Source organism: Clostridium sp. 001, from assembly GCF_019056555.1.
Classification (GTDB): Bacteria; Bacillota; Clostridia; order Clostridiales; family Clostridiaceae; genus Clostridium_B; species Clostridium_B ragsdalei.
Genome location: NZ_CP020473.1, coordinates 3,915,834 through 3,928,324 on the forward strand (window position 1 = coordinate 3,915,834; position 12,491 = coordinate 3,928,324).

Here is a 12,491-nt window from a genome sequence, read left to right on the forward strand (position 1 = left end):
CCTCCTATTCTCTATTTGATTTCTTGAATTTTTTCTTCCAACCATCCAAAAGCGACTCGACCTTCTCCAATTTGATTTGATTCCTCTAAATTTGACAAGGAAATAATAAATGATCCTCCTGGTGGAAATATAAATTTACCAACCTCTTCACTTGCAATTGTAACTTCCGGAGTAACTTTCCTTGTAAATACATTGTCTCCATCATAGGGCTCATTAAGCACATTATTTGCTTGAAGTAAATTTACTCTTGGTATTGGTAATGGCTTAAGGGCAGTGTTGGCAGGTGTTACTAATTCTGATTTAATAGGCTCACCAGATGGTTCTGCATTAAACCATATTCGCGCTACTAATGGCGACTTTCCGACATTTGTAACAGTCCAAACATATATATAAAGATTTACTCTAGAATTAACTGGATTTACTAATCCTGCCCATGCTATATTTTTATCTTGAAATTTCATATCATCTGCATATCCTACAAAGTACTTTCCTTGAAGTGATAAATATAAAGCATAAGGCATATCAGCCACTTGAGTTATTGGATTAGGCAAAAAAATTGAATTTTTATAATTTTCCACTTTTATCACATCTCCTATTAAGGTATTTTCTTATGGAAAATACACTTCTTAGTCATATAATATTTGTACTGTATAAGTTTTGTGAGAGCACGTCCAATAAAAACATTATGAATAATTTGTTATCGTTGATCACAAATAGCATCATTATTGCAAGTTTAAAGTTATTTTAATTTACATAATGAAACAATTCTATTATTTGTAAAAATTTAAAAGTGCATTTTTAGCATTAATTATGCTATAATTATGATTGTAAAATATAAAGGAGGTACATATTATGAATAAAAAGTTATCTAAAGATGCATATGGCGGCATAGCTGGTAAAGACTATGTCCCTTACATTTCCAGTGGCTCTAAATCTGGTGGAAATGCTGCTGTATTAACAATCGGTATTATTCTAGCTGTACTATTTGCAGCATCTACTGCCTATTCAGGTATGAAATCAGGGCTTACAGTTGCTGCTGGTATACCTGGTTCTATAATAGGTTCTGTATTTATAGCTATATTTGCTAAACAGAAAGGTATCCTTGGCAAAAATTTAGTTCAAGGTATGTCAAGTGGTGGAGAATCTATCGCTAGTGGTATGATATTTGTTTTACCAGCAATAATTTTAATAGGTTCAAAAGTTTCTTTCTTTGAAGGTTTTGTTGTTGGTGTAGGAGGTGTTTTATTCGGTATAGGAGTAGCTTCTCTTGTTTACAATTATTTAATAGTTGAAGAACATGGTAAATTGATGTACCCTGAGTCAATGGCTATATCTGAAACACTTGTTGCTTCAGAAGGTGCTAAAGAATCAGTGAAGTACATGGGAATAGGCTTTGGAATAGGCGGTATTATAACTGTTTTTACTAGTTCATTTTTAAATGTAGCTAACAATGTTATAAGCTATGTAAACGAGTCCTTTTACAAGTGGAAATTTGAAGTTGAAGCCAATCCACTATTATTAGGTATAGGATTTATAGTTGGCATAGATGTTTCCTTAACTATGTTTGCGGGTTCTATATTATCTAACTTTGCTGTTACACCTTTAATAGGTTATTTTGTTTCTCTTGGAAAAGGCGGTGCAACTGTATGGAATAATTCACATGTTGCTTTAAATGCCATGCAAGTTAAGCATATAGCAGGCAGCTATGTAAAATATATTGGAGCAGGCATGATGCTTTCTGGAGGTTTTATAGGTGCTATAAAACTTATACCAACTATAGTATCTTCCATAAAAGAAACTCTTGGTGTCAAGTCATCAAAAGGTTCTGGAAGTTCATCTGCTGAAAACTTAATATTATTTGGTGGTATAATAATAGGCTTTATAGGTGGTTTCATGATATCTGGTGGTAATATACTAATGGCAATAACTGCTTCTATTTTATCACTAGTATTATCATTATTATTTGTTATAGTTGCTGGTCGTTTAACTGGTACTATAGGAACTTCAAATCTTCCCGTATCCGGTATGACTATAGCTTCTATAGTTATTGTAACATTATTATTTGTTACAATGGGATGGAAAAACCCTGGAAATAACAGGTCTTTACTTTTATTTGGTACGTTTATAGTTACTGCTATATCTGCAGCTGGAGGTTACTGTCAATCACAAAAAGTCACTTTTATAGTTGGCGGTGACAAAAATGAAATGCAAAAATACTTTGCTATAGCTGGTATAGTTGGTGCTGCAGTAGTTACTGGCGTTATAATGTTACTTTCAAGCCAGCTTGCTATGACTGGTGATAACGTGCCATTTGCATTACCTCAAGCTAATCTAATGTCAACATTAACTGGCGGTATAATGTCAGGTAGTTTACCTTGGGTTATGATAATTGTTGGTATTGTTATGGGATTTACTTTGTTCTTATTAAAACTTCCTGTAATGACAATTGCCATAGGATTCTATTTGCCAATATCTACAAATGCCATAATATTAATAGGTGCATTTGTTCGTCTATTTGTAGAAAAAACTTCTAAAACTGAAAAGCAAAAAGAAGCTAGAGTTTCTAATGGTGTAAGTTTATCATCTGGACTGGTTGCTGGTGGTTCCATAATAGGACTTGTTGGTATAATACTTCAAGTAACTAATGTTATAAAAATAGGTGAACCAAGTGGATTTGCTGCTTCTAATGGAATGGGATATGTAATATTAGCAGCTCTAATAATAGCTTCAATAATACCTATAATGAAGAGTAAGGAAAAAAATGCCAAATAACAACGAAGAGGTCTTAAATATAATATTTAAAATCTCTGATAATTTAGAATATGAGGTAGATGAAGACGGCATTGTGACTATACTCGAAAAACAAGATCATAAGATTCAAAAGTTTTTTAGAAAAATTAAATTTAGAATTCCAGAATATAAAAAAATTACTTTGGATGAATATGCAAGTTATGTGTTTTTACAGATAGATGGAAAGAAAACTGTAAAAGCTATTGGAGAAAATCTAGAAGCAAAGTATGGTGATAAAGCTCACCCACTTTATGAAAGATTGTTGTTATTTTTAAATCATATAGATGTTAATTGTCACTATATAGAAAAAATAAATTAATTATAAAAGATGGCACTATGTTATAGCTGCCATCTTTATTTTTATGAATTTTTACCAACTTCAAATAGAATATATAAGCAAATATGCTATTGACATATTTAGAAGTAAGTACTAATATATATAATATAGTTGATTATGATTATCAATATCAATTAATAAAAACTGTACATGAAATTTTACTATTTTTAGGAGAGTGATATTATGGCCAATAGTATAGGACTTAATGAAGTTAAAATTAAATCAAGAGTTAAGGTAGTTCAAATATTACCTGAAAGTAAAGTAAGAAAAAAAATTATGGACATGGGTATTGTAAGAGGAACTGAAATTATTGTAGCAGGAAAGGCACCCATGGGTGATCCAATAGAACTTCAGGTTAGAGGATACAGCTTAAGTTTAAGAAAAAATGAAGCAAAAGATATTTTAGTAGAGCTAATATAAAAAATTTGTTAGGAGGTGATTCATATGATTGAAAGCAATATGCCGTTGAATGCTGTTTCAATGGGGAGAAGCGCCGAAATAAAAGATGTAGTTGGAAGTGAAATTATGTGCAAGAAGCTTATGGAGATGGGACTTAGTAAGGGAACTATAATTAAAATAATGAATAATGACATAGGACATTTAGTAGTAAAACTTGGTGAAACCAGACTTGTACTTGGACGTTCAATGGCACAAAAAGTTATGGTTAGAGAAGTTTAAAGTTAATATATTGGAGGCTTGATGATGAATAAAAATTTGGTTATTGCTTTAGCGGGCAATCCTAACTGTGGTAAAACTAGTTTGTTTAATGAACTTACAGGTTCAAAACAGCATGTAGGGAACTGGCCTGGTGTTACAGTTGAAAAAAAGGAAGGAAAATTAAAATTTCAAGGTAGAGATATAACAGTAGTTGATTTGCCAGGAACGTATAGTTTAGGGGCATATTCAGAGGATGAAGTTGTAGCTCGTGATTTTATACTTAAAGAAAAACCGGATGTGGTTATTAATGTAGTAGATTCCTGTAATCTTGAAAGAAATTTATATCTTACAATGCAGATTCTTGAAACTGGAGCTAAAGTAGTTTTAGCACTTAATATGATGGATGAAGCTAAAAATAAAGATATACAAATCGATGCGAAAAAATTATCCAGTGCTATCGGAATATCAGCAGTTCCAACAGTAGCAACTAAAGGTCAGGGAATAAATGAATTAGTAAGTGAAGCTGTTAAGCTTGGAGATTTAAAAGAGCATAATTTATATAAAATTGATTATGGTGCTGAAGTAGAAAGAGAAACAGGAAAAATAGAACTTGCTTTTTCAGAAGCAGCTGCAGATCTTGAATATCCATCTTCTTGGACAGCATTAAAGCTTATAGAAAATGATGAATATATAAATAAATATGTGGGTGAGAAAGTAAAAACAAATGCAGTAAAGAAACAGGTTCAAAATAGTATAGAAAAAATTACTAAGTCTATTGGCTATGAGCCAGATGCTTTTATAATTGACAAAAGGTATGAAAAGATAAGCAATGTTGTTAAAGATAGTGTAAAGAAAAATACAGTTGTTAAAGAAAGTGTTTCGGATAAAATAGATAAAGTAATTACTAATAAATGGCTTGGAATACCTATATTTGCACTTATAATGTTTGGGGTTTATCAGATTTCAATAGGCCTTGGTAATGGACCACTTGCGGATTTAGTAAATGACTGGATAGGTAAGCTTGGAGCTAGCGTGGATTTTGGACTTCAACATATAGGGGCACCTGAACTTTTGGGCGATTTTGTTAGAGATGGTATTTTTGGCGGTGTTGGTTCAGTACTTGGATTTATGCCTATGATTTTGATAATGTTTTTCTTGATATCCCTTCTGGAAGACAGCGGATATATGGCAAGAGCTGCTTATGTAATGGACAGGCTCATGCATGCAGTTGGGCTTCACGGTAAAACAGCAGTATCACTTATAATTGGATCAGGTTGTAATGTTGCAGGAATAATGTCGGCAAGAACTCTTGAAAACAAGAAGGATAGAATGATAGCTATTTTAATAAGTCCTTTCATTTCATGTCCAGCAAGACTTGAAATTTATGGATTATTTATTGGAGCATTCTTTGCAAACAAAACAGTAGGTATATTTAGTGAAGGCGGACTTATTGTATTTATACTCTATGCTCTAGGTATTGCAGTTGCAATATTAATGGGAAAATTCTTTAGCTCAAAAGTATTTAAAGGTGAAAATTCATATTTTGTTATGGAATTACCTCCATATCGTATACCAACTCTTAAAGGAATTTTGATTCACATGTGGGAAAAATCAAGTCACTTTTTAAAGAAGGCAGGAACCGTTATTTTAGTTGTATGTATAGTTGTTTGGATTCTTACTAATTTACCAGCAGGTGCACCACAAGACAAAACTATATTAGCAAGATTAGGATCACTAATATCACCTATATTTAAACCGGCAGGTTTTGGAACATGGCAGGCAGGAGTTGCACTTATAACAGGATTTGCAGCTAAAGAAGCTGTTGTTGGTACTTTTGGAACAATTTATGGAGTAGACGAAGGAGTACATCTTTTCCATGCAATACAAAATACTTTTACACCGCTTACAGCAATGTCATTTATGGTAATGTGCCTTTTATATGTACCATGTGTTGCAACTATAGGAGCAGTAAAAAGTGAAACAAATTCAAGTAAATGGGCATGGGCAGCAGTAGGGTATACTTGTGCAATTGGATGGATATGTGCAGTAATAGTATATCAGGTAGGAAGATTGATGGGATTTGTTTAAATTACACTTTTGATGAGAATGAAATTCAATATTATTTAATCCATTGATAGTAGACTGTGTTTTAAATAATAATTTGCAATTTAGAAAAATTGTAGCCAGTTTTAAAGCAAAGGAATACTGATATATGAGAAAATTAGAGTATATTGAGAATGCGAAAGCAAAATTGAAAGCAGAAGGATATAAATTCACTTCTTCAAGAGCTAAAATATTAAATGCTATATGTGGTAGTAAGAAGCATATAACTGCTGATGAAATTTATAAAAAACTTAAAGAAAAAAATATTGGAGTTACTACTGTATATAGGAATGTTTCACTGTTTGAAAAAATAGGAATTTTGAAAGAAATATATGCTTCTGACAAAAGATATTACGAATTAGAGGGTACTGGAAAATATAAAATTCATATTCATACTAAATGTGTTAGATGTAATAAAGTTATGGATTTAGATGATAAATACATTAAAGATAATTTAAATAGTTTTATGAAAACCATAGAAAAAAGTGATTGTGTTTCAGTTCAAGGTGTAAGTATAATATTATCTGTTTTATGTGATAAATGTAAAACTTAGAGGAAAGGATGGTTTTTATGATTATGAAAATTTTGAAGAGACTCTCAAAAGGAGGATTGTATTCAAATAAAATTATGGCTAAAGAACTTAGAATAGATGAAAGCATGGTAGAACAAATGATATCCCAGCTTGAAAGACTTGGATATATAAAGCGAGATAATATGAATGCTTCATCAGGTTGTGATTGTGGGTGCTGCGATTCAAAAAAGAAAAAAAGTTGCTGCAGTGGTAAAGACAATATAAGCATAGATTTATGGAAACTTACGGAGAAGGGAAAAGCAGTAGTGTAGGAAAAAAAGTTGATTCTGCATTGAGAATGATAGTCAACAAATAAAGAAAAGATGCATATGAGTATGTTGGTGGTTAGAGTGGATAAAGTTAATGTTTTGTAAATGGACTTTGTCACATATTAAAAATAAAATCAATTACAAGGAGGATTAAGTTATGAAAAAAATATCAATTATTTATTGGAGTGGTACAGGAAATACTGAGACTATGGCAAAAGCAATACAAGAAGGAGTCAAAAGTGAAAATACAGATGTTAAACTTGTTGGTGTAGGCGAAGCAAGTTTAGAAGACGTGTCAGGTGCAGATGCTGTTGCTTTTGGATGCCCGGCAATGGGTGATGAACAGCTTGAAGAAAACGAAATGGAACCATTTATAGAATCCATTTTAGGGGATATTAAAGATAAAGATATTGCCTTATTTGGTTCATACGGTTGGGGTAGTGGAGATTGGATGACTAACTGGGAAGAACAGATGAAGAAGCAGGGAGCAAATCTCGTAGAAGAAAGCCTTATAATAAATGAAGAACCAGATGATGATGGACTAGAAAAATGTAAAAAATTAGGTAAGACATTAGCTGAGAAATAAAAATTTTTAAATATAGGGGAGGTTGTTTATGAGTAGAGAACAAGTAAGTAAATTTTTTAATATTATTAATGAGTATAATGACTTTGAATACCTATTATATGTGATAATATGCCACTGCGCTCCAACTTTAAAAAAACAAAAAATAGCCTCCCTCATTATATTTAGTGATAATGGAAGAAAGCTAAATTTAATATGGGAAAGATATAAGGATAGAATAAAAGAAAATTTAAAGATTAGTTTTTTTGAATTGCGCAGGAATAAAAAAAATATAACAGTATTATTCTATAACGATAAAATGTTGGAGACAAGTATAAAGTGTCAAAAAAATATAGATTTTCTAAATAGGTTTGGATATACAAATGAAATGGATCTTAACCAATGTTTATGCCATTTAAGTAAAAGATTTGAGAAAATATGTCCACACGAGATAGGTGTATTTCTAGGGTACCCTATAGAAGATGTAATAACATTTGTAGATTGCCCTAGTATAAAGTGTAAGATGATAGGCTATTGGAAGGTTTACCATGATGTGGAAAATGCTAAAGCTATTTTTAATAGCTATGATTTAATAAAGAAGAAGATGATTGGACTTATTTTTGAGGGATATAAGCCTACTCAATTGATACTAAATGTATAAATTTGAAATTCAGGGTAAAGCTTATGAAATGAATAATATAATAATTGATTGTAGGCATGTCAAAAATATTCTAAAGGAATGTTTTTGGTATGCCATTTTTAAGCTATGATAAATAGCGAAAGTATAGTCTAATGTGTTATTTGTTTAAATAGAGAAGTGAATTATAAATGCAAGATAAACTAAACATTTCATATGAATGTTATGTGGAATAAAGTGTGTGTGAGAAAATTAATATGAGAAAAGAGGAAATGAAAGTGATAAAGGAAATACATGAAGATAAGTTGATGGAATCTTTTTACAATATGATGCCGTACTTTAAATACTATTTTGGAATGGAATTATTATTTACAATTTCCAATACTAAAAAATTCCTTTTGGTTCAAGATAGTGAAAATTTAGCAACCAATTTTAAAGCAGGTGATGAAATACCTAAAAATTGCGCTGCAGATGTGTGCTTAAAGAAAAAGGAAGTTATACATATTACAGTACCAAAAGAAGTGTTTGGAATACCTGTAGAAACAATTGGAATCCCGGTTTTTGTGAATAATAAAATAGAAGGCACAATGGTAATAGGCATGAGCACTGACAAAACAAATAAAAGAGAAAAAATAACTAATCTAGCTAATACATTGTCAGAATCATTAACTCAAATGAGTTCAAATGTAGTAGAAATATCTTCTAAGTTTCAACAAATAAATCAAACCAATGAGAGTATTGGAGAATTTATTAAAAAGTCAAAAGAAAGCTCTAAAAAAACTGATGAAGTTCTAACATTTATTAAGGGTATTGCAAAACAGACTAATTTACTTGGATTAAATGCTGCAATTGAATCAGCTAGAGCAGGGGAATACGGAAAGGGATTTAGTGTGGTATCATCAGAGATAAGAAAACTTTCAAGTTCAACAAAACAATCAATAGATGAAGTAAATATGATTTTAAATAATATACAAAATTCGATAAATGAAATATATGATAAATTTAAATGTTCTAATAGTTTATTGGAAGATCAAACGGCTGGTCTTGAAGAAGTTACTGCTACTATTGAAGAACTTACATCTAAGGCTACGATTCTAAATGAATTTGCAAATGAAATTTAAAGAATTATTAAGGTGATATAAAATGGTAAAAAGAAAAAAGATATTATCACAATTCAATCATATACAAATTAAAGAATGATGATGCAATCTTGACAAGTTTGGTATTATGAATATAATATACATATACCCCTAACGGTATGGAGGCGTAGATATGAAACAATGTATGGATTCAGCTAACCTGCATCGAAGATTAAAAAAGATTATCGGACAGGTTCAGGCTGTAGATAGGATGATAGATGAAGATGTTCCGTGTGAGGATGTTCTTTCACAAATTAATGCTGCTAAATCTGCATTACATAAATGTGGGCAGGTAATTTTAGAAGGACATATAAAGCATTGTGTGAGAGATGGAATTGAGCATGGTGATGCGGATAAGACCATTGAAAATTTTACTAAAGCAGTTGAACGCTTTGCAAATATGACTTAATAAATACAATTTTGGGAGCAGTCAGAGATGGCTGTTTTTTTTATTGTATTATTGACAACCCATACCCCCATAGGTATAATATACATATACCCCTATAGGTATATTATAATTCAAATGGGAGGTATTTATGAAAAAATTAGCAGAAAAATTGGAATACTTATTGGGAAAGGGTGGCACAAAAAAAGATATTATATTATTGATTATTTCCGGAATTGCTCTAATTGCAAGTATTTTTAATTTGATTCCACTGCCTTTTAATATGGCGTGGATAGCAATTATTCTTTGTGGAATCCCTATCATAATTGAAGCAGTTATTGGACTAGTTACAGCTTTTGATATTAGAGCGGATATGCTTGTATCAATTGCCCTTATTGCTTCTGTATGTATAGGCCAGGATTTTGCCGCGGGTGAAGTTGCTTTCATTATGCAGTTTGGTGCGCTGCTGGAAGATTTAACTGTTTCCAGAGCACGGGCAGGCATTGAAAAGCTTGTTCACCTTACGCCGCACACAGCAAGAGTTTTAGTTGATGGAAAAGAAGAAATTGTTCCTTCTGAAAAAGTTAAGGTAAATGATATCATTCGGGTATTTCCTGGTGAAACAATTCCTGTGGATGGAATTATATTATCTGGTCAGACTTCCATTAATCAGGCAGTTATGACAGGAGAGTCACTTCCAGTTGATAAAACAGTAGGAGATAACGTTTCCAGCGGCACTGCAAATCAATTTGGCGCTTTTGAAATGAAAGCTGTGAAAGTTGGAGAAGATAGTTCTATTCAGCGTATGATTCGTCTTGTACAGTCTGCAGATGCAGGAAAAGCAAAAATTGTTGGTATTGCCGACAGGTGGGCAACATGGATTGTTGTAATAGCTTTGACAGCTGCAGCATTAACATGGATTATATCAGGAGAAATTATACGTGCTGTTACGATTTTGGTTGTGTTCTGCCCTTGCTCACTGGTTCTTGCAACTCCTACTGCAATTATGGCAGCTATCGGTAATGTGACTAAGCATGGTTTTCTTGTTCGAGAAGGTGATGCCTTAGAGAGACTTGCCTCAGTATCGAAAATTGCCTTTGATAAAACAGGAACACTTACATATGGTACTCCGCAGGTATTAGAAATCAAGTCAATTAGTTCAGACATTTCAGCGGATGAATTATATTTATATGCAGCGGCTGCAGAATCACTTTCGGAGCATCCTTTGGGAAAAGCAGTAGTAAGCTGTTATAAGAAGAAATTTTCAGATTCAGTTTCGACTGCAGAACATTTTCGCATGATTCCAGGACGCGGTGTTGAAGCGAGTGTGAATGAAAAAGAAATACTTGCTGGGAATGTAGAACTTATGAAAGAAAGTGATGTATCAATTGCATCTTCAGTAATTGTGCAATCAGAAGATTTCTTAAAACAAGGATGTACGGTAATTTATATTGCTGTTGATAAAGTGCTTACTGGTTTTTTGTCGTTATCTGATACCATTCGTATGGAAAGTTCAAAGATGATTGATTCTTTATCTGCTCTTGGTGTCCAGCCTGTTTTGTTAACTGGTGATCATGAGAATGCTTCAAATACGATTGCAAATCAGCTTCATATTGAAGAGGTACATGCAAATTGCTTACCAGAGGATAAACTCAACTGGATTTCTGCATATCAGAAAAAGAAACAGGAAGTATGTATGATTGGAGATGGAATCAATGATGCACCTGCTTTAAAGATGGCAAATGTTGGAATTGCAATGGGCGGAGTTGGCAGCGATATTGCAGTAGATGCAGCAGATATAGCATTGGTGGATGATGAAGTTAAGGAACTTCCTCATTTGTTAGCACTGTCAAAGCGGATGATGTTCACTATAAAGTGTAATCTTACTTTTTCAATGACACTGAATTTTATTGCTATTACACTTGCTATTACGGGTATACTAAATCCTGTTGTTGGTGCTTTAGTGCATAATGCAGGTTCTGTGTTTGTAATTATAAACTCAGCACTATTACTGAAATGGAAGAAAAAAGAACAATTATTAGGTCTTTAATGTTGTAAGAGCTTTACTACTTTGTAAAAGGAAAAATGATATAAAAAGTTTATGAAATTATTAATGGTATGTGTGTAATAATTGTAATAAAATATATGTATAATAAAAATGTCATTACGCTTTTTCATAATTGATGGATTTTTAGATGGTGGAATTTTGGCATTAAGATTGGAAAGTGATGAAATTGACAGAAATATATAGTTCTATGGATCATATTTTACTGTTAGATGATTATAGTGATCCTAAATTGCATAAGCATTTTGCAAAACATTTAATTATAAGTTTGAAGGACGAAATAAGCTGCACGATTGAGGAAAAAAGTATAAGCTGCAATGGAATTTTAATTAATTCTAATATTATGCACACCATAGATAGTAAAAATCAGCAGGTTCTTGTTTTTCTATTTGATGAAACTTCAGATATTGCTAAAGAGGTTCAAGAACAATATTTTATGCACAGACAGTTTTCTGTATTACCTAAAGAAAATGTAAGGAAAATAGTAAAAATATGGAGTCAGTTTATTGAGGTTAAAAAAGAAAATATTACGCGTGCATACAAGAAAGCTTTTAAGAAAATTATGGAAGTGTGTAATGTTAAAGTTAAGGTTGTTTTAAATAAGGATGATAGAATAAAAAGTGTTATAGAGTATTTAAATTGTATAGATACTATATCTGAGGGAACTTTAGATGAACTTGCAAAACATGTGTTTTTGTCAAAAAGCCGATTATCACATTTGTTTAAGGAGCAGGTTAGAATATCTTTAAATCAGTTTTTAATAATTGAAAAAATGAGAAAGACTTATGAATATTTGGACAAGGGATATAGTATTACAGATGCAGCTATTAAGGCAGGTTTTAATAGTTCTTCACATTTTGCTAATACAAATAAGGCAATGCTTGGATTAACAGCTAATGAAGTAAAAAATGATATCCGTTATGTTGTAATAGAATAGCGTTTATTTGCAAGTAAATTATGAACATAGAAGTTAAAA

Annotated in this window: 14 protein-coding genes; 13 read left to right on the top strand and 1 reads right to left on the bottom strand. The window is 31.9% G+C overall.

What is annotated here, in order from left to right:
* Nucleotides 1-11: 11 nt before the first annotated feature.
* Complete coding sequence (locus B5S50_RS18415) at nucleotides 12-578, bottom strand: DUF6143 family protein (protein ID WP_217302485.1); 567 nt, start codon at nucleotides 576-578, stop codon at nucleotides 12-14.
* A 274-nt stretch (nucleotides 579-852) separates the two neighbouring features.
* Here B5S50_RS18415 and B5S50_RS18420 point away from each other — a divergent pair, with 274 nt between their 5' ends.
* The 13 genes from B5S50_RS18420 (at nucleotide 853) to B5S50_RS18480 (ending at nucleotide 12,452) form a co-directional block, all read left to right on the top strand.
* A complete protein-coding gene (locus tag B5S50_RS18420) occupies nucleotides 853-2,772 on the top strand; it encodes an OPT family oligopeptide transporter (protein WP_065077301.1) in 1,920 nt (639 codons plus the stop codon).
* Entirely contained in the window at nucleotides 2,762-3,109 is a 348-nt protein-coding gene (locus B5S50_RS18425; protein WP_065077302.1) for a PqqD family protein, read from the top strand. Before B5S50_RS18420 ends, B5S50_RS18425 begins: the two co-directional genes overlap by 11 nt.
* A 201-nt stretch (nucleotides 3,110-3,310) precedes the next feature.
* A complete protein-coding gene (locus B5S50_RS18430; RefSeq protein ID WP_065077303.1) occupies nucleotides 3,311-3,547 on the top strand; it encodes a ferrous iron transport protein A in 237 nt (78 codons plus the stop codon).
* A gap of 24 nt (nucleotides 3,548-3,571) precedes the next feature.
* Nucleotides 3,572-3,805: a FeoA domain-containing protein gene (locus B5S50_RS18435; RefSeq protein WP_013238062.1), complete on the top strand. Its 234-nt coding sequence runs from the start codon at nucleotides 3,572-3,574 to the stop codon at nucleotides 3,803-3,805.
* A gap of 21 nt (nucleotides 3,806-3,826) precedes the next feature.
* The gene (gene feoB / locus B5S50_RS18440) at nucleotides 3,827-5,872 is read left to right on the top strand and encodes a ferrous iron transport protein B (RefSeq protein ID WP_217302486.1); all 2,046 of its coding nucleotides are present in this window, start codon (nucleotides 3,827-3,829) and stop codon (nucleotides 5,870-5,872) included.
* A 124-nt stretch (nucleotides 5,873-5,996) separates the two neighbouring features.
* Nucleotides 5,997-6,440 (top strand): Fur family transcriptional regulator, encoded by a 444-nt coding sequence (locus B5S50_RS18445; protein WP_217302487.1) that lies wholly within the window; start codon nucleotides 5,997-5,999, stop codon nucleotides 6,438-6,440.
* A 17-nt stretch (nucleotides 6,441-6,457) separates the two neighbouring features.
* The gene (locus B5S50_RS18450; RefSeq protein WP_217302488.1) at nucleotides 6,458-6,730 is read left to right on the top strand and encodes a FeoC-like transcriptional regulator; all 273 of its coding nucleotides are present in this window, start codon (nucleotides 6,458-6,460) and stop codon (nucleotides 6,728-6,730) included.
* 154 nt (nucleotides 6,731-6,884) lie between these two features.
* The gene (locus B5S50_RS18455) at nucleotides 6,885-7,313 is read left to right on the top strand and encodes a flavodoxin (RefSeq protein WP_217302489.1); all 429 of its coding nucleotides are present in this window, start codon (nucleotides 6,885-6,887) and stop codon (nucleotides 7,311-7,313) included.
* 28 nt (nucleotides 7,314-7,341) lie between these two features.
* A complete protein-coding gene (locus B5S50_RS18460) occupies nucleotides 7,342-7,950 on the top strand; it encodes a DUF3793 family protein (protein ID WP_217302490.1) in 609 nt (202 codons plus the stop codon).
* A 254-nt stretch (nucleotides 7,951-8,204) separates the two neighbouring features.
* Complete coding sequence (locus tag B5S50_RS18465) at nucleotides 8,205-9,047, top strand: methyl-accepting chemotaxis protein (protein WP_217302491.1); 843 nt, start codon at nucleotides 8,205-8,207, stop codon at nucleotides 9,045-9,047.
* A gap of 151 nt (nucleotides 9,048-9,198) precedes the next feature.
* Complete coding sequence (locus B5S50_RS18470) at nucleotides 9,199-9,474, top strand: metal-sensing transcriptional repressor (protein WP_065077309.1); 276 nt, start codon at nucleotides 9,199-9,201, stop codon at nucleotides 9,472-9,474.
* Between the two features lie 127 nt (nucleotides 9,475-9,601).
* Nucleotides 9,602-11,500, top strand: coding sequence for a cation-translocating P-type ATPase (locus B5S50_RS18475; RefSeq protein ID WP_217302492.1), 1,899 nt, complete (start codon nucleotides 9,602-9,604; stop codon nucleotides 11,498-11,500).
* A gap of 184 nt (nucleotides 11,501-11,684) precedes the next feature.
* A complete protein-coding gene (locus B5S50_RS18480; protein ID WP_217302493.1) occupies nucleotides 11,685-12,452 on the top strand; it encodes an AraC family transcriptional regulator in 768 nt (255 codons plus the stop codon).
* Nucleotides 12,453-12,491: the final 39 nt, after the last annotated feature.

Excerpts from the sequence above, each read along its gene's own strand:
- B5S50_RS18420 (WP_065077301.1), top strand. The coding sequence starts at position 853 with ATGAATAAAAAGTTATCTAAAGATGCATATGGCGGCATAGCTGGTAAA.
- B5S50_RS18425 (WP_065077302.1), top strand. The coding sequence starts at position 2,762 with ATGCCAAATAACAACGAAGAGGTCTTAAATATAATATTTAAAATCTCT.
- B5S50_RS18430 (WP_065077303.1), top strand. The coding sequence starts at position 3,311 with ATGGCCAATAGTATAGGACTTAATGAAGTTAAAATTAAATCAAGAGTT.
- B5S50_RS18435 (WP_013238062.1), top strand. The coding sequence starts at position 3,572 with ATGATTGAAAGCAATATGCCGTTGAATGCTGTTTCAATGGGGAGAAGC.
- feoB (WP_217302486.1), top strand. The coding sequence starts at position 3,827 with ATGATGAATAAAAATTTGGTTATTGCTTTAGCGGGCAATCCTAACTGT.
- B5S50_RS18445 (WP_217302487.1), top strand. The coding sequence starts at position 5,997 with ATGAGAAAATTAGAGTATATTGAGAATGCGAAAGCAAAATTGAAAGCA.
- B5S50_RS18450 (WP_217302488.1), top strand. The coding sequence starts at position 6,458 with ATGATTATGAAAATTTTGAAGAGACTCTCAAAAGGAGGATTGTATTCA.
- B5S50_RS18455 (WP_217302489.1), top strand. The coding sequence starts at position 6,885 with ATGAAAAAAATATCAATTATTTATTGGAGTGGTACAGGAAATACTGAG.
- B5S50_RS18460 (WP_217302490.1), top strand. The coding sequence starts at position 7,342 with ATGAGTAGAGAACAAGTAAGTAAATTTTTTAATATTATTAATGAGTAT.
- B5S50_RS18470 (WP_065077309.1), top strand. The coding sequence starts at position 9,199 with ATGAAACAATGTATGGATTCAGCTAACCTGCATCGAAGATTAAAAAAG.
- B5S50_RS18475 (WP_217302492.1), top strand. The coding sequence starts at position 9,602 with ATGAAAAAATTAGCAGAAAAATTGGAATACTTATTGGGAAAGGGTGGC.